A 15,136-nucleotide genomic window follows, 5' to 3' on the forward strand; every position below is an offset into this window, starting at 1 on the left:
CCCATGAGTCCCGTCCCCCCACCAGGTCTCGACCCCGAGCTGCTGCGCGGACACCTCGACCGCGAGCACCCCGGGCTGGTGCGCGGGCCTCTTGAGGCGCGGCTGATCGAGGGCGGCCGCTCGAACCTGACGTACACGGTCACCGACGGGTCCGGCCGCTGGGTGGTGCGCAGGCCGCCGCTGGGCCATGTGCTGGCCACCGCGCACGACATGAAGCGCGAGCACCGCGTGATCAGCGCGCTGCACCCGACCGCCGTCCCGGTGCCGGAGCCGGTGCTGTTCTGCGAGGACGAGACGGTGCTCGGCGCGCCGTTCTACGTGATGGAGCACGTCGCGGGCGTCCCGTACCGGACCGCCGAGCAGCTCGCGCCGCTGGGTCCCGAGCGCACCCGGGCCGCCGTCCTCGCGCTCGTCGACACGCTGGTCGACCTGCACGCGGTGGACCCGGAGGCGGTGGGGCTCGGGGACTTCGGGCGGCCGGAAGGGTTCCTGGACCGGCAGCTGCGGCGCTGGGGCAAGCAGCTGGACGGCTCCCGCAACCGCGAGCTGGCCGGCATCGACGAGCTGCACGCCGCCCTCGGCCGCGAGCTGCCCGCCTCGCCCGCGCCCACCGTCGTCCACGGCGACTACCGCCTGGACAACGTGCTGCTCGGCCCGGACGAGCGCATCAACGCCGTCCTGGACTGGGAGATGTCCACGCTGGGCGACCCGCTGACCGACCTCGGGCTGCTCGTCATGTACAGCTCCGAGCTCGACCTGCCGCACTCACCCGTCTCCACCACCAGCGGCGCCGCCGGCCACCCCTCCCCCGCCGAGCTGATCGAGCGGTACGCCGCCGGGTCGGGCCGGGACACCTCCGCCATCTCCTGGTACACCGCGTTCGCCTGGTTCAAGCTCGCCGTGATCCTGGAGGGCATCCACTACCGCTACACCCTCGGCCAGACCGTCGGCGCGGGCTTCGATCAGATCGGCGATCTGGTCCCGGTCTTCATCGAGCACGGCCTCACCACCCTCCAGGAAGGCTGATCACCCATGGACTTCGCATTCGACGCCCGTACCGAGGAGCTGCGGTCCCGGCTGCTCGCCTTCATGGACGAGTACGTGTATCCGGCCGAGCCGGTCGCCGAGGAGCAGCGGGCGCTGCTCGCCTCGCCGTGGGACACGCCCGCGATCGTCGGGGAGCTGAAGGCCGAGGCGCGGCGGCAGGGGCTGTGGAACCTCTTCCTGCCGGACGCGGAGTACGGGGCCGGGCTGACGAACCTCCAGTACGCGCCGCTCGCCGAGATCACCGGCCGCTCCCCGCACCTCGCGCCGACCGCGCTGAACTGCGCGGCGCCGGACACCGGGAACATGGAGGTGCTCTTCCAGTTCGCCACCGACGAGCAGAAGAAGCAGTGGCTGGAGCCGCTGCTGGCCGGGGAGATCCGTTCCGCGTTCGCGATGACGGAGCCGGAGGTGGCGTCATCGGACGCGACGAACATCGAGACGCGGATGATCCGGGACGGCGACAACTACGTCATCAACGGGCGCAAGTGGTACATCTCCGGCGCGATGAACCCGGATTGCGCGGTCTTCATCGTGATGGGCAAGACCGACCCGGACGGCGCCGACCTCCGCCGCCAGCAGTCGATGATCCTGGTGCCGCGGGACACACCGGGTGTCGAGGTGCGGCGCGCCATGCAGGTGTACGGGTACGAGGACCACTCCCACGGCGGCCACGCCGAGGTGGTCTTCCACGACGTACGGGTGCCGGCGGCCAACCTGATCGGTGAGGAGGGCGGCGGTTTCGCCATCGCGCAGGCGCGGCTGGGCCCGGGGCGGATCCACCACTGCATGCGGCTGATCGGGATGGCGGAGCGGGCGATCGAGCTGATGTGCCGGCGGGCGGTGTCCCGTACGGCGTTCGGCAAGCCGCTCGCCTCGCAGGGCGTCGTACAGAACTGGATCGCGGACGCCCGCGTGACGGTGGAGCAGCTGCGGCTGCTGGTGCTGAAGACGGCCTGGCTGATGGACACGGTGGGCAACAAGGGCGCGCACACCGAGATCCAGGCCATCAAGATCGCCACTCCGCGCGCGGTGGTGGACATCCTGGACGCGGCGGTGCAGCTGCACGGCGCGGGTGGGGTGAGCCAGGACTTCCCGCTGGCGGAGCTGTGGGCCTCGGCGCGGACGCTGAAGCTGGCGGACGGGCCGGACGAGGTGCACCAGCGGTCGCTGGCCCGCCGGGAGATCAAGCGGTACGTGTGAGAACCGGGCGGGAGATCAAGCGGTACGTGTGAGAGACCGGGTGCGGCCCGCTCCTGGGGAGCGGGCCGCACCGGGGTCACGTGACGGTCAGAAGGTGAGCTTCCAGCTGTCGATGTAGCCGGTGTCCTGGCGGGCGATGTCCTGCACCCGAAGCCTCCAGACGCCGTTGGCGGCCTTGGCGGAAGCGTTGACGGTGTACGTCGTGATGACGTTGTCCGCCGAGTCGCCGCTGCTGGAGTTCTTCAGCCGGAAGGCGGCGCCGTCCGGTGCCAGCAGGTCGATGACGAGGTCGCCGCGGTAGGTGTGCTTGATGTCCACACCGACCTGGAGTGCGGCGGGCGCGTTGCCGGTCCGGCCGGAGACGGTGACCGGGGAGGTCACGGCCGCGCCGACGTCCGGGATGGCGACATCGGCGTCGTTGGAGAAGACTGTGCCGGTGGGCGGCTCGCCCGTGGAGCCCGCGGAGAGGGTCCAGATGGCGTGGGCGGCGGCGTCGCTGTTGCGGTCCAGGGCGGTCTCGTTGATGTTCGCCGTGGTGTCGCAGGAGGTGTGGTAGCAGCGGTCGAAGGCCTGGCCCTGCGTCCCTCCCCACTTCTGCACCTGGGCCGCGGTCTTGGTGCGGCTGGCGCCGGTGAAGAGGCCGCCGACGGGGACCCCCGCCGACTTGAACGGGGCGTGGTCGGAGCGGCCGTCGCCCTCGGTCTCGATCTCGGTGGGCACGCCGAGGCCCGCGAAGTAGTCCTTGAAGGTCTTCTCGATGACCGGGTCGTCGTCGTAGACGAAGTAGCCGGCGTTCGGCGAGCCGATCATGTCGAAGTTGAGGTAGCCGGAGATCTTCGAACGCTCGGCGGACGGCAGGTTGTTGACGTAGTACTTGGAGCCGATCAGGCCCAGCTCCTCCGCTCCCCACCAGGCGAACCGCAGGTGCTTGTCGGGCCGGTAGCCGGCGCGCGAGACGGCGAGGGCGGTCTCCAGGACGGCGGCCGAACCGGAGGCGTTGTCGTTGATCCCGGCGCCGGAGGAGACGGAGTCCAGGTGGGCTCCGGCGAACAGGACCTTGTTCGGGTCGCCGCCGGGCCAGTCGGCTATGAGGTTGTAGCCGGTGGCGCCGCTGGAGGTGAACTGCTGGAGCGTGGTGGTGTATCCGGCCGCGTCGAGCTTGGCCTTCACGTAGTCGACGGACGCCTTGTAGCCGGGGCGGCCGTGGGCGCGGTTGCCGCCGTTGTTCGCGGCGATCGTCGAGAACTGCGTGAGGTGGGCCTTGACGTTGGCCAGCGGGATGTCGGGCGCCGCGACGGCGGCGGTCGTGGCCGGGGCCGCCTGCGCGGTGGGCGCGGCGGACCCGAGGAGGGCTGCGAGGGCGACGGCGGCGACGGCCGCCGGGGATCTGCGCAGGGTGAGGCGGTTCGGTCTCATGGTGGGGCTCCGGATTCCGTTCGGGGACTGACGGAACGTGCGGGGGGCACCCGGCCGCGTGGAACGTACGGCCGGGTCCTGGAGCTGGTGGTGCGCACCGCGAGGCCGACGGCCGGTGCGATGCGTGACCGATGGTCAATGAGGTGACAGTGTTCCGTCAAGAGCGGAAAGCGGACATGTCAGTTCCATTAACGAACACATATCGGCGTTTGGATGTGTTCAACCGGCTCTGAACAGGCCTGCGTTGAACCGGCCGGTGTTACGGGCGCAGGGCGCGCAGCAGCAGGTCCGCGAGGTGGTCGGCGACCTGCTGGCGGGTGAGCGGGCCGTCCGGGCGGTACCAGGTGGAGAGGTGGTGGACCGAGCCGAAGTGGTAGTCGACCACCAGGTCGGCCGGGGTGGCCGTGGAGAACACGCCGCTGCGCTGGCCCTCCTCGATCAGCGCCCGGAACCGCTCGTGGTAGCGGCGGCGCTCCACCCGTACCTGCTTGTTCTTCTCCGGACTCAGGTGGTGCATGGAGCGGAAGAAGATCGCCGCGTCGTCCAGGTTGTCGATGGTCGTGACGACCACGTCGGCGGCCGCGTCGCGCAGCCGCTGCTCGACCGGCGCGTCGGCGTCCGCGAAGGCGTCGAGCCGCTCCTGCTGGAGCCGCAGCACCCGGGCGTACACCTCCTGGAGGAGGTCCTCCTTGGAGCCGAAGTAGTGGTAGAGCGCCCCCTTGGTGACGCCCGCCGCCTCGACGATCTCCTGCACCGAGGTGCGGTCGTACCCGCGCTCGGCGAAGAGCCGGGTGGCGGCGGCCAGCAGCCTCTGGGGGACGGGAGTGCCGTTCTGCTCCGTCGCCTTGGCCATGAGCCGCCACCTGCCTTTCATACCGTGCGCTCGCTGTTTCTACGTGGTTCTAACGGGAGGAACGCAGTTCCCGCCTGAGGATCTTCCCACTCGCCGTCTTCGGCAGCTCGGCCAGGATCTCCACCTCGCGCGGATACTTGTACGCGGCGAGCCTTTCCTTGCAGTACGTCCCCAGCTCGCCCGGTTCGACGGATGTGCCCGGACGCAGACTGACATAGGCCCGTACGGTCTCGCCCCGGTACGCGTCGGGCACGCCCACGACCGCGGCCTCGCGCACCGCCGGGTGGGTGTACAGGACGTCCTCCACCTCACGCGGCCAGACCTTGAAGCCGGAGGCGTTGATCATGTCCTTCTTGCGGTCGACGACGTAGAGCCAGCCCGCCTCGTCCATGAACCCGATGTCACCGGTGCGCAGCTCGCCGTCCGGGAAGGCGGCCTCGGTGGCCTCGGGGAGGTTCCAGTAGCCGGAGACGACCTGGGGCCCGCGCACCGCGATCTCGCCCTGCTCGCCGAACGGCACCTCCTGCCCGGTCTCGTCGAGGATCCGTACGACGGTGTCGGGGCCGGGCACGCCGACGGAGAGGGTGCCGGAGACCGGGTCCACCGGGGCCTCGCGCTCGGGCGGGACCGCGGCGCAGGGGGCGGTGCACTCGGTGAGGCCGTAGCCGTTGCGGATGTACGGGCCGAAGCCGGCGCGGAACCTCTCCACCAGGGCGGGCGGCAGCGGGGCGCCGCCGGAGGAGATCACCTGGAAGGAGGCGAAGTGGTCCGGGGTGACGTCGGGGTGGGCGGCGAGGGCCATGAAGGCGGTGGAGGGGCCGACGGTGTACGCGGGGCGGTGGGCGGCGAAGGCGTCGAGGACGACACCCGCCTCGAAGCGGTAGGCCAGCGCCAGGGTGCCCGCGTTGGCGACGCACGCGGCGAGCTGGCAGACCATGCCGGTGATGTGGAAGAGCGGCGCGAGCGCGAAGTAGGCGGAGCCTTCGGCGACGGGATGGCCGGTGCGCTGCCGCTCGGCGTTGACCATGATGTTGGCGTGGGAGTTCATGGCGCCCTTGGGGGTGCCGCTGGTCCCGGAGGTGTAGCTGATCAGGGCCACGTCGGCGGCGGCGAGCTCCCGGCCGTCCGGGGGCGTGTGGCCGGCCCGGGCGACGGTGAGCAGGTCGTCGGCGAGGTCGTCGGGGCCGGGGGCGGGGAGCCGCTCGAAGCCGAGGACGCGGGGGTCGTTCCGGCTCTGGAGGTCCAGCTCGCAGGCGGTCAGCGCGATGGTGAGGTCCGGGGCGGCCTCGGCGGTCTCCCGCAGGTACGCCGCCCAGGCGCGGTCCGAGCAGATGAGCGCGGTGACCCCGGCGTCCTTCAGCACGTGCCCGACCTCGCCGGACTTGTACATCGGATTGAGCGGTACGACGGTGGTCCCGGCCTTCCACGCGCCGAGGAGCGCGAGGACGAAGTGCGGGCTGTTCTGGAGCATGATCGCGACCCGGTCGCCGCGCCGCAGGCCCCGGGCGGCGAGGTGTCCGGCGACCGAGCCGGAGAGCGCGTCGGTCTCGCGGTAGGTCAGGCGGCCGTCGAAGTAGGCGAGGGCCGCGTGGTCCTCCGGGGCCCGCGCGACGGCGTCCCGGAAGGCGTGGAGCACGGTCGGCGGCGGGGTGACCGGTGCGCGCTGGGCGTCGCTGAGGAGGGCGAGCCAGGGCTGGGCGGCGTAGCGGGATGCGGTGTCGGTCATGCGCCGCTCGCCTCCTCCCACTTCTGCTGGAGGCGGTTCATGTTGCCCATCCAGCGGTCGGGATCGGCGGCGCGCGCCTGGTAGTACCCGGCGACCTCCGGGTGCGGCAGGACCAGGAAGCGGTCGGCCACCATCGCGTCGAACAGCGCGTCGGCGACGGCGTCCGGCTCGATGGCCCCGGGGGCGAGCACCAGCTCGCCGGCCGAACCGGCGGCGGTGAGCATATCCGTCCGTACGCCCTGCGGGCAGATGGCGTGCACCTTGATGCCGCGGTGGCGGTAGGTGAGCGAGAGCCACTCGGCGAAGGCGACGGCCCCGTGCTTGGTGACGCTGTAGGGGGCCGCGCCGATCATCGTCAGCAGTCCGGCGGCGGAGGCGGTGGTGACGAACCGCCCGCTGCCGCGCTCCAGCCACTCCGGCAGCAGGGCCTTCGCCGCCCGGACATGGGCCATCACGTTGACGTCCCAGGCGGCGGCCCAGACCTCCTCGTCGGCGAACGCGTCACCGGGCGAGGCGAGTCCGGCGTTGGCGCAGTAGATGTCCACCGTGCCGTCCAGCGCGTCGCGGGCGGCCTCCACGATGCCCGAGGCGTCCCCGGCCACGGCGATCCCGCCGATCTCCTTCGCGAGCGGCTCGATGCGCGCGAGGTCGAGGTCGTTGACGACCACCCGCGCACCCTGCTCGGCGAACCTGCGGGCCAGAGCGGCGCCGATGCCGCCTCCGGCTCCGGTGACCACCACGCCGGCGCCTCGCACCGTATCCATCGTCATCCCGCCTTCCGGTCCGTCTGCACCGGCAGACTAACCGGTCGGTATGTGATCGGGGAAGGGTCGGGAAGGGCCTGGGGCAGGTCGGCGCGGCCGGGGTCGTTCCGTGCGGCCCGCACCCGCGCTAGGGTCTCTCGTTCGGATCAGGTCGGGCCCGCGAGCCCTGCATGATCCGAACGAGAGGCCCTGGCGTGCGTGGCCATGACAGTCGGCGCGATCATGGAGGTAGCGGAATGAGCCTGTCCCGACGTGGTGTGCTGGCCGCGGGAGGCGCGGTGGGAGCGCTGGCGGCGACGGCGGCCGGCACCGGCGGAGCCGCCGCTGCCGCACGTGGCCCCGGACATGGGCGCGGGCGCGTCCGTACCGGCTTCGACCGGCTGGCCGCCGACGGCTACCGGCTGCTGCGGGGCCAGAAGGTCGGCGTCGTCACCAATCCGACCGGCGTCACCGCCGACGTCACGCACATCGTCGACGTGATGCACCCCGACGACCGGGTGAACCTGACCGCCGTCTTCGGCCCCGAGCACGGCTTCCGGGGCACCGCGCAGGCGGGCGGCTCGGAGGGGCGGTACGACGACCCGGCGACCGGGCTGCCGGTCTACGACACGTACCTGAAGAGCGGGCAGGACCTCGCGGACATCTTCACCGCGTCGGGCGTGGACACGGTGGTCTTCGACATCCAGGACGCCGGTGCGCGCTTCTACACGTACATCTGGACGCTGTACGACTGCATGGAGGCGGCCGCGCTCGCGGGCAAGCGCCTCGTCGTGCTGGACCGGCCGAACCCGGTGACCGGGCGGGCGGCGCTGGGTCCGGTGCTGGATCCGGCGTACGCGACGTTCGTCGGGCGCCGGGAGATCGCGCAGGCGCACGGGATGACGGTGGCGGAGCTGGCCCTGTTCTTCAACGCGGAGTTCCTGCACGCGAAACCGGTGCGGCTGGAGGTGGTGACGATGGAGGGGTGGCGACGGTCGGACTTCTTCGACGCGACCGGGCTGCCGTGGGTGCCGCCGAGCCCGAACATGCCGACGCCGGAGACGGCCCTCGTCTACTCCGGCACCTGCCTCTTCGAGGGCACGAACCTCTCCGAGGGCCGGGGCACCACGCGCCCCTTCGAGCTGCTGGGCGCGGAGGGCATCGACCGCCGCTGGGCGGCGGCCGCGAACGCGTTGCGGCTGCCGGGGGTCGCCTTCCGGGAGGCGTACTTCGCGCCGACGTTCTCCAAGTTCCAGGGCAGGACGGTCGGCGGGGTGCAGGTGCACGTCCAGGACCGGGAGGCCTTCGACCCGGTCCGTACGGGCATCGCGCTGCTGGTGACGGCGAAGCAGACGTGGAGCGGCTTCGCCTGGCGCCCGGACAACTGGATCGACAAGCTCACCGGGAACGCCCAGGTCCGCACGATGATCGACGCGGGGGCGGACACGGACGCGGTGGTGGCCGCGTGGCGGGCGGACCTGACGGCGTTCCGGGCGAAGCGGCGGAGGTATCTGCGGTACGGAGGGTAGTGCGGCGGGCGGGGTCGGGGCGGACGGGCCGGGGCGCGCGGGGAAGCGCGCCCCGGCCGGCCGGTCTCAGCCCGTGAGGTCCATGTCGCCGAGGTACTCGCCGTCGCTGGTCAGGCCGTGCTTGCGGTAGCCGAGCTTGAGGTAGAACTCCTCCGGGCCGCCCTCACCGGGATGCCAGGTCACGGTCGAGACCGTCCCGCCGCGCCGCCGGATCTCCTCGTTCACCGCGCCCACGGCGAACCGCCCGTACCCCCGCCCCTGCTCGCCGGCGGCGACGGCGAGCCGCCAGAGGCCGGAGCGCTTCGGGGCATCCGGCACATCGGCGTCGTAGTCGAACACGGCGTCGAAGAAGGCCATCACGAAGCCCACGATCCGGTCACCGTCACAGATCAGCCGGGGCCAGGCGACGTCGGGATGCACATAGGCCTCGGCCAGGGACTGCGCGACCGGCGAGACGAACTTCCGCTGCTCGGGCGCGACTTCCAGCCGACAGGCGTCGAGCACCGTGTCGGGCGTGACCTTTTCGAGGCGGGGCGAGGCTGCCTTCATGGGGCCAGCCAATCGCATCCGCCCGGCACTCCGCCACCGGTTTCCCCTGGTCAACGAATGGGCGCGAGCAGCCGCCGGATACCGGAACGGCGAGAGCTCCGGCACACACGTGCGCCCTTTCACCACCCGTCCGCGCGCCGTTCCGCTTCCGCCCGTGGTCCCCGCCCGACATGGGCAGTCTCAGCCAATGGACGGGTTTCATCTTTCGATGGAGCCGAAACGGGCAGGCGTACGTCCACTCCTTGACGCCGATGGACGAACGACGGAGGTGGCAGTGGCATGGCCGGTTTCCGGAGTCTTGCGAGACAGGTCCGCGATCCGCTGGGTGATCTGGCGCTGCGCAGGTATTCGTTGCGCAAGTGCCTGGAGAGGTTCGCCCCCTACGGGCACCGGGCGACCTGGGACCATCTGTGCGCCCGGCACGGGATCGATCCCGAGGACCGGGCACCCGATCCGGCGCGCCTGCTGAGCGCGCTGGAGGAGCTGGAGGAGGCGCGGGGCATCTGGCTCGCCTACGAGGCGGGGTTCGCCGAGCGGCGGCGGCGCGAGAAGCACGAGGGGCTGCGGCGGCCCGGCGCGTTCGACGACTGGCACCGCCGGACGTGGGGCGGCCACGGGGTGGCGCGCTGCGCGGATCCGGAGGTCCATCCCAGCGAGCCGCTCGCCGAGGTGCTGCGCCGGCTGATCGCGGCGCTCGGCTCCGGTCCCGGTTCCGCCTGCCCGGTCTGTGCGGACACCGGGATCGAGTGGCGGCAGGAGCGGGATCGCGGGCACGAGCCGTGGTCGGGTCCGGTGTGCACGGGGTGCGGGATCGCGGTGCCGCAGCCGGTGCTGACGGACCGCACGCTGGCGAAGGCCCGGCTGGTACGGCACCGGAGGCTCGCCGCGGCGGCGGCGTAGGGACGGGTCCCGGAGTCCTCGGGCGGTCGCTCCCGAGGCCGTTGTCAGTGGTGGATGTCACCATCGGGGACATGATCCAGGTCTGCCTGAACGGCCGGCGTGGTGCGGATGCTTCGGCCGCCGTGCCCCTGTCCCCCGAAGCGCTGGCCCGGTCGGCGGCCGAGGCCGTCGCCGCCGGGGCCACCGACATCCATGTGCATCCGCGGACCCCCTGCGGGGACGACACGCTCTCGCCCCGGGTGGTGGCCGCGACGCTGACCGCGATACGGGCGGCGGTGCGGGTCCCGGTCGGGGTGACGACGGGCGCCTGGGCCGAGCCGGACCCGCGGCGCCGGGTGGAGCGCGTACGGGAGTGGTCGGTGCTGCCTGACCACGCGTCGGTCAACTGGCACGAGCCGGGCGCCGAGGAGCTGGCCGCCGCACTGCTGGAGCGGGGCGTGGGGGTGGAGGCCGGGCTCTGGTCGGGCACGGAGGGGCACCGCCTCTTCCGCCGCTCCCCTCTGGCGCCCCGGGTCCTGCGGGTGCTGGCCGAGGTCACCGACACCGACCCGGCGACGGCGGCCGGTTCGGCCCGCCTCCTCCTCGCCGAGGTGGCCGCCGCGCACGGCCGCCCGGTGCTGCTGCACGGCGAGGACGGCGGCGCGTGGCCGGTGGCGGCGCTGGCCTTCCGGCTCGGCCTGGACACACGGATCGGCACGGAGGACGTGACGGTGCTGCCGGACGGCCGCCCGGCCCGCTCGAACGCGGAACTGGTCACCGCGGCGGTGCGGTTACGACAGGGACTGGAGTCGCTCTAGGGGTGTCCTAGAGGAGTGTCCTAGTCCTGCTCTTCCGCCGTGGCGCGCCTGCGTTCGGGCATCAGACGGGAGCCGGTGATGCGTTCGCCGGAGATGTCGTCGGGGTTGGAGAGCACGCAGTTCTCCAGCGAGAGACAGCCGCAGCCGATGCAGTCGGTCAGATGGTCGCGCAGCCGGTGCAACTGCGTGATGCGCTCGTCCAGTTCCTGGCGCCAGGCCTCGGAGAGGCGGGCCCAGTCGTCCCGGTTCGGTGTGCGCTCCTCAGGGAGGGAGGCGAGTGCGTCGCGGATCGTGGCCAGTGGGATGCCGACGCGCTGGGCAGCGCGCACGAAGGCGACGCGGCGCAGGGCGTCACGGGAGTAGCGGCGCTGGTTGCCGCTGGTGCGGCGGCTGCTGATCAGGCCCTTGGACTCGTAGAAGTGCAGAGCGGAGACCGCGGCGCCGCTGCGCGCCGAGAGCTGGCCGACCGAGAGTTCGTGGAGTGTCTGTGGGATCTGTGGCACTCCGCAGACCCTACTGCTCCCCCGGCGGCCCCCACCGCCCGATCGTTGACAGGAACGCACCGCACCAGGATGCTGAGCAAGCGCTTAGACATCGCGCCGGGACGGCGCGGAGAGCCGGAAGGCAGGGAGCCGGAACATGGCAGAGCCGAAGATCTTCACGTCCGCACAGGAGCTGCGCGACGGAGTGGGCGAGCAGCTCGGACACAGCGACTGGCTGGAGGTCGACCAGAAGCGGATCGACCTGTTCGCCGAGGCGACCGGCGACCACCAGTGGATCCATGTGGATCCGGAGCGCGCGGCGGCCGGGCCGTTCGGCACGACCATCGCGCACGGCTATCTGACGCTCTCGCTGCTGCCCGCGCTGGTGCCGCAGGTGATGCGGGTCGAGAACATGAAGATGGGCATCAACTACGGGACCAACAGGGTCCGCTTCCCCTCCACCGTCCCGGTCGGCTCACGGCTGCGGGCCACCGCCGTGCTCACGAACGTGGAGGAGGCCGGGGGCGGCGTGCAGATCACCGCGCTCGTCACGGTGGAGCGCGAGGGGAGCGAGAAGCCGGCCTGTGTGGCCGAGTCGGTGTCGCGCTACTACTTCTGACGCCACCACTTCTGACGCCATTACTCCTGAGCGGCGGATTCCGGGGCGGCGGAGCCGGCCGGCCGGGCTCCGACCATCCGCAGGACGAGGTCGGCGTAGAGCGCGCCGACCTCGTCGGGCGTGCGGCTGCCCTGCGCGTTGAACCAGCGGGCCACGTCGATGCAGAGCGAGAGCACGGCGAGGGTGGTGCCGGGGATGTCGGGGACGTCGAACTCCCCGGCCCGCACGCCCTCGCTGATGATCCGGCGCACCACCGCGTCGCTCCTGCGGCGCAGTTCGACGATCTCGGTGCGGTGCTCGGGGCCGAGGGCGTCGAGCTCGTACTGGACGACGCGCGCGGTGGTGTGGCGCTCGGCGTGCCAGCGGACGAAGGACCGTACGGCTCCGGCGAGCCGCTCGGCGGCCGTGCCGTCCCGGTCGGCCTCGGCCTGGAGCACGTACAGCGCCCGGTCGTGGCCGATCTTGCTGATCCGGTGGAGCAGCTCTTCCTTCGTCTTGTAGTGGATGTAGAGGGCGGCCGGGCTCATCCCGGCCCGGCCGGCGATGTCGCGGGTGGTCGTCGCGTGGTACCCGCGTTCGGCGAAGGCGTCGACCGCGGCGACGAGGAGCCGCCTGGCCGCCTCGGGCGTGACCTCGCCCCAGGGAGCGTCGTCGCCGCTCGTCTCCTCCGCCGTACTCATCGCCCAGGACCCCTCTCCGTCAACAGGACGAACACCATACCCCGAACCTGAGCAAGCGCTTAGGGGTGTCTCATGGGGCGGTGCGGACGCGGTCCGGATGCGGTCCGGATTCAGAGCTTCTGGAAGGGGTCGTGCTCGGCGAGGATCTTCTCCAGCCGGGCCTGGTCGACCCGGCTGACGATCTGCCCGGCCTCCTGCCGGTCCCGGATCACCTTGGCGAGGGTGAAGCAGGAGGTGACGAGGTAGAGCACCCCGATGGCGAGGAAGCCGCGCACCCAGGCGTCGGCGTCGAGGAAGAAGATACCGAGGGCCACCGCGCCCATCGCCACCAGGAAGGAGGCGACGGCCTGGCCGTAGAAGGCGGCGGTGCTCTGCTGCTTGACCGATGTCGTGTCACTCATGGGCCCAGCATCCGCCGACGTGGCGCACGCCACATCCGCGCCCGTACTCAGGCCGGCTACTCAGACATCCGTGCGAGCCGGGATCACGGCAGTCGCGATCAGAACGCCGAGACGCCCGTCAGCGCGCGACCGATGATGAGCTTCTGGATCTGGCTGGTGCCCTCGTAGAGCGTCATCACGCGGGCGTCGCGGAGCAGCTTGCCGACCGGGTACTCGTCGATGTAGCCGTAGCCGCCGAAGACCTGGATCGCGTTGTTGGCGCAGCGGACGGCGGCCTCGGAGGCGTACAGCTTGGCCTGGGAGGCGGCGGTGGCGAACTCCTGGCCCCGGTCGATGAGGTCGGCGACCCGCCAGGTGAGCAGCCGGGCCGCCTCGACGTCCACGGAGATGTCGCTGAGCAGCTCCTGGACGAGCTGGTGGCCGGCGATGGGCGTGCCGAACTGCTCGCGCTCACCGGCGTACCGCACGGAGGCGTCCAGGGCGGCCTGGGCGATGCCGACGCACCCCGCCGCGACCGACATCCGGCCCTTGGCGAGGGCGGACATGGCGACGGTGAAGCCCTTGCCCTCGGGGCCGAGGAGGGTGTCGGCGGGGACGCGGACGTCCTCCAGGACCAGTTCGGCGGTGGCCTGACCGCGCAGGCCGAGCTTGCCGTGGATGGTGCGGCGGGTGAGGCCGGGGGTGTCGGCGGGGACGAGGAAGGCGGAGACGCCGCGGTGGCCGGGGCTGTCGTTCGTCCGCGCGAAGAGCAGGACGACGTCGGCCCAGGTGCCGTTGGTGATGAACATCTTGGTGCCGTTGATGACGTAGTCACCGCCGTCGCGGACGGCCCGGGTGGCGAGGTTCCCGGCGTCCGAGCCGGTGCCGGGTTCGGTGAGGCCGAAGCAGCCGATCACCTCGCCGGAGGTGAGCCGGGGCAGCCACTGCCGCTTCTGCTCCTCGCTCCCCCAGGACGCGACGGTCTTGGCGACCAGGCCGAGCGAGACGGAGACGATGCCACGGACCGAGGAGTCGCCGCGGCCGAGCTCCTCGGTGACCAGGCAGTACGTGAGGTGGTCGCCGCCGGAGCCGCCGTACTCCTCGGGGACGGTGAGGCCGAGGAAGCCGAGCGCGCCGAGCTTCTTCACGATCGACCTGTCGACATTCTCGGCCCGGTCCCAGGCGACGATGTGCGGCGTGACCTCGCGGGCCACGAACTCCTCGGCCAGCCGCCGGACGGCTTCCTGCTCCTGGCTGAGCTCCAGGTTCATCGCGCGCCACCCCACTTCTCGTACACCACTTAATTAGCACTGCTAGTTTCTTCTTCGCAGCGCCTACTATGAGCCGCATGGCCCGACCGCGCAAGCCCCTCCTCAGCAGAGACCGCATCGTCGAGGCGGCGAGCGCGCTCGTGGACGCCGAAGGGCTGGACGCCGTCTCGACGCGGCGGCTGGCGGCGGTGCTGGGGGTCAGCGGGCCCTCGCTCTACAACCACTTCCGCAACAAGGACGAGATCCTGGACGCGGTCGCCGACGCCGTCTCCGTACAGGTCGATCTGTCGATGTTCGACGCGTCCGACCCGCGTGGCTGGCGGGAGGCGCTGCACGACTACGCGCTCTCCTACCGGGCCGCCCTGGCCGCGCATCCGCACATCGTGCCGGTCCTGGCGCGGGGTCCGGGACGCCGGCCGGCGGGGCTGCGGGTCGCGGACGCGGTGTTCGGGGCGATGGTGGGGGCGGGGTGGCCGGCGGCGCAGGCGACGCGGATCGGGGCGCTGATGCGGTACTTCATCACCGGGTCGGCGCTGGGGTCGTTCGCCGGGGGGTTCGTGGACGACGAGAGTGCGTACGATCCGGCCGACTATCCGCACCTGGGGCAGGCGCATCTCCTGGCGGAGCGGCGGCGGCAGGTGGACGAGGGGGCGTTCGAGGTGGGGCTGCGGGCGTTGCTGGACGGGTTGGCGCTGCAGTACGAGGAGTACGGGGGGTGATGGTGGGGGTGCGCTTGTTCGGCCGGTCCGGCGTTTGAGGACGGGGCCGCGCACCTGTCCAGCCCGTCCGGCGTTTGAGGACGGGCCGCACTTATCAGCCCGTCCGGCGTTTGAGGACGGACCCGGTGCTCGGGGCGGGCGGCACCCCATGCTTTCCGGACACGGAGAGGTTGCCCGGTGCCACGGCCACGGTTCCGTCCTCAAACGCCGGACGGGCTGGGTGTG

At 71.9% G+C, this 15,136-nt stretch carries 16 protein-coding genes; 7 read left to right on the top strand and 9 right to left on the bottom strand.

Annotated elements, in window-relative coordinates; all coding sequences use genetic code 11:
- Window positions 1-3: 3 nt before the first annotated feature.
- Both ACQP09_RS04845 and ACQP09_RS04850 read left to right on the top strand, forming a co-directional pair.
- Window positions 4-1,026, top strand: coding sequence for a phosphotransferase family protein (locus ACQP09_RS04845; RefSeq protein WP_433396241.1), 1,023 nt, complete (start codon window positions 4-6; stop codon window positions 1,024-1,026).
- Window positions 1,027-1,032: 6 nt separating this feature from the next.
- On the top strand, window positions 1,033-2,247 hold the full coding sequence (locus ACQP09_RS04850) for an acyl-CoA dehydrogenase family protein (RefSeq protein WP_433396243.1): 1,215 nt from the start codon (window positions 1,033-1,035) through the stop codon (window positions 2,245-2,247).
- A gap of 87 nt (window positions 2,248-2,334) precedes the next feature.
- On the opposite strand, the gene ACQP09_RS04855 is transcribed toward ACQP09_RS04850, so the two are convergent.
- From ACQP09_RS04855 to ACQP09_RS04870, 4 genes are all read right to left on the bottom strand, one after another.
- Window positions 2,335-3,663, bottom strand: coding sequence for a M28 family metallopeptidase (locus ACQP09_RS04855; protein ID WP_433396245.1), 1,329 nt, complete (start codon window positions 3,661-3,663; stop codon window positions 2,335-2,337).
- A 259-nt stretch (window positions 3,664-3,922) separates the two neighbouring features.
- Window positions 3,923-4,516 (bottom strand): TetR/AcrR family transcriptional regulator, encoded by a 594-nt coding sequence (locus tag ACQP09_RS04860; RefSeq protein WP_404068276.1) that lies wholly within the window; start codon window positions 4,514-4,516, stop codon window positions 3,923-3,925.
- A gap of 49 nt (window positions 4,517-4,565) precedes the next feature.
- The gene (locus ACQP09_RS04865) at window positions 4,566-6,242 is read right to left on the bottom strand and encodes an AMP-binding protein (RefSeq protein WP_433396248.1); all 1,677 of its coding nucleotides are present in this window, start codon (window positions 6,240-6,242) and stop codon (window positions 4,566-4,568) included.
- Window positions 6,239-7,012: an SDR family oxidoreductase gene (locus ACQP09_RS04870; RefSeq protein ID WP_433396250.1), complete on the bottom strand. Its 774-nt coding sequence runs from the start codon at window positions 7,010-7,012 to the stop codon at window positions 6,239-6,241. Before ACQP09_RS04870 ends, ACQP09_RS04865 begins: the two co-directional genes overlap by 4 nt.
- A 230-nt stretch (window positions 7,013-7,242) precedes the next feature.
- On the opposite strand from ACQP09_RS04870, the gene ACQP09_RS04875 reads away from it, so the two are divergent.
- The gene (locus ACQP09_RS04875; RefSeq protein WP_433396251.1) at window positions 7,243-8,514 is read left to right on the top strand and encodes an exo-beta-N-acetylmuramidase NamZ family protein; all 1,272 of its coding nucleotides are present in this window, start codon (window positions 7,243-7,245) and stop codon (window positions 8,512-8,514) included.
- 66 nt (window positions 8,515-8,580) lie between these two features.
- Here ACQP09_RS04875 and ACQP09_RS04880 read toward each other — a convergent pair whose 3' ends face one another.
- Window positions 8,581-9,063: a GNAT family N-acetyltransferase gene (locus tag ACQP09_RS04880; RefSeq protein WP_433396253.1), complete on the bottom strand. Its 483-nt coding sequence runs from the start codon at window positions 9,061-9,063 to the stop codon at window positions 8,581-8,583.
- 279 nt (window positions 9,064-9,342) lie between these two features.
- Between ACQP09_RS04880 and ACQP09_RS04885 the strand changes: the two genes are divergently transcribed.
- Together ACQP09_RS04885 and ACQP09_RS04890 are read left to right on the top strand one after the other, a co-directional pair.
- Window positions 9,343-9,963, top strand: coding sequence for a hypothetical protein (locus ACQP09_RS04885; protein WP_433396254.1), 621 nt, complete (start codon window positions 9,343-9,345; stop codon window positions 9,961-9,963).
- 71 nt (window positions 9,964-10,034) lie between these two features.
- Entirely contained in the window at window positions 10,035-10,760 is a 726-nt protein-coding gene (locus tag ACQP09_RS04890; protein WP_433396256.1) for a 3-keto-5-aminohexanoate cleavage protein, read from the top strand.
- A gap of 20 nt (window positions 10,761-10,780) precedes the next feature.
- Here ACQP09_RS04890 and soxR read toward each other — a convergent pair whose 3' ends face one another.
- On the bottom strand, window positions 10,781-11,263 hold the full coding sequence (soxR, locus tag ACQP09_RS04895) for a redox-sensitive transcriptional activator SoxR (RefSeq protein WP_433396258.1): 483 nt from the start codon (window positions 11,261-11,263) through the stop codon (window positions 10,781-10,783).
- A 136-nt stretch (window positions 11,264-11,399) separates the two neighbouring features.
- On the opposite strand from soxR, the gene ACQP09_RS04900 reads away from it, so the two are divergent.
- Window positions 11,400-11,861, top strand: coding sequence for a MaoC family dehydratase (locus tag ACQP09_RS04900; protein WP_433396259.1), 462 nt, complete (start codon window positions 11,400-11,402; stop codon window positions 11,859-11,861).
- Window positions 11,862-11,881: 20 nt separating this feature from the next.
- On the opposite strand, the gene ACQP09_RS04905 is transcribed toward ACQP09_RS04900, so the two are convergent.
- The 3 genes from ACQP09_RS04905 to ACQP09_RS04915 all read right to left on the bottom strand — a co-directional run bounded on the left by ACQP09_RS04905 (window position 11,882) and on the right by ACQP09_RS04915 (window position 14,192).
- Entirely contained in the window at window positions 11,882-12,541 is a 660-nt protein-coding gene (locus ACQP09_RS04905; RefSeq protein ID WP_433396261.1) for a TetR/AcrR family transcriptional regulator, read from the bottom strand.
- 110 nt (window positions 12,542-12,651) lie between these two features.
- Window positions 12,652-12,942: a YiaA/YiaB family inner membrane protein gene (locus ACQP09_RS04910; RefSeq protein ID WP_015607581.1), complete on the bottom strand. Its 291-nt coding sequence runs from the start codon at window positions 12,940-12,942 to the stop codon at window positions 12,652-12,654.
- Window positions 12,943-13,040: 98 nt separating this feature from the next.
- Window positions 13,041-14,192, bottom strand: a complete 1,152-nt coding sequence (locus tag ACQP09_RS04915; protein WP_433396262.1) for an acyl-CoA dehydrogenase family protein — start codon at window positions 14,190-14,192, stop codon at window positions 13,041-13,043.
- A gap of 77 nt (window positions 14,193-14,269) precedes the next feature.
- On the opposite strand from ACQP09_RS04915, the gene ACQP09_RS04920 reads away from it, so the two are divergent.
- Entirely contained in the window at window positions 14,270-14,911 is a 642-nt protein-coding gene (locus ACQP09_RS04920) for a TetR/AcrR family transcriptional regulator (RefSeq protein ID WP_433396263.1), read from the top strand.
- Window positions 14,912-15,136: the final 225 nt, after the last annotated feature.

Origin of the sequence: Streptomyces sp. CA-146814 (genome assembly GCF_050942385.1) — a bacterium.
In the GTDB taxonomy this organism is placed as follows: domain Bacteria; phylum Actinomycetota; class Actinomycetes; order Streptomycetales; family Streptomycetaceae; genus Streptomyces.

Bases quoted from the DNA above. Each gene is read 5' to 3' on its own strand.
- ACQP09_RS04860 (WP_404068276.1), bottom strand. From the start codon at position 4,516: ATGGCCAAGGCGACGGAGCAGAACGGCACTCCCGTCCCCCAGAGGCTG.
- ACQP09_RS04920 (WP_433396263.1), top strand. From the start codon at position 14,270: ATGGCCCGACCGCGCAAGCCCCTCCTCAGCAGAGACCGCATCGTCGAG.
- ACQP09_RS04905 (WP_433396261.1), bottom strand. From the start codon at position 12,541: ATGAGTACGGCGGAGGAGACGAGCGGCGACGACGCTCCCTGGGGCGAG.
- ACQP09_RS04915 (WP_433396262.1), bottom strand. From the start codon at position 14,192: ATGAACCTGGAGCTCAGCCAGGAGCAGGAAGCCGTCCGGCGGCTGGCC.
- ACQP09_RS04875 (WP_433396251.1), top strand. From the start codon at position 7,243: ATGAGCCTGTCCCGACGTGGTGTGCTGGCCGCGGGAGGCGCGGTGGGA.
- ACQP09_RS04870 (WP_433396250.1), bottom strand. From the start codon at position 7,012: ATGACGATGGATACGGTGCGAGGCGCCGGCGTGGTGGTCACCGGAGCC.
- ACQP09_RS04890 (WP_433396256.1), top strand. From the start codon at position 10,035: ATGATCCAGGTCTGCCTGAACGGCCGGCGTGGTGCGGATGCTTCGGCC.
- ACQP09_RS04845 (WP_433396241.1), top strand. From the start codon at position 4: ATGAGTCCCGTCCCCCCACCAGGTCTCGACCCCGAGCTGCTGCGCGGA.
- ACQP09_RS04885 (WP_433396254.1), top strand. From the start codon at position 9,343: ATGGCCGGTTTCCGGAGTCTTGCGAGACAGGTCCGCGATCCGCTGGGT.
- ACQP09_RS04855 (WP_433396245.1), bottom strand. From the start codon at position 3,663: ATGAGACCGAACCGCCTCACCCTGCGCAGATCCCCGGCGGCCGTCGCC.
- ACQP09_RS04900 (WP_433396259.1), top strand. From the start codon at position 11,400: ATGGCAGAGCCGAAGATCTTCACGTCCGCACAGGAGCTGCGCGACGGA.
- ACQP09_RS04880 (WP_433396253.1), bottom strand. From the start codon at position 9,063: ATGAAGGCAGCCTCGCCCCGCCTCGAAAAGGTCACGCCCGACACGGTG.
- ACQP09_RS04910 (WP_015607581.1), bottom strand. From the start codon at position 12,942: ATGAGTGACACGACATCGGTCAAGCAGCAGAGCACCGCCGCCTTCTAC.
- ACQP09_RS04850 (WP_433396243.1), top strand. From the start codon at position 1,033: ATGGACTTCGCATTCGACGCCCGTACCGAGGAGCTGCGGTCCCGGCTG.
- ACQP09_RS04865 (WP_433396248.1), bottom strand. From the start codon at position 6,242: ATGACCGACACCGCATCCCGCTACGCCGCCCAGCCCTGGCTCGCCCTC.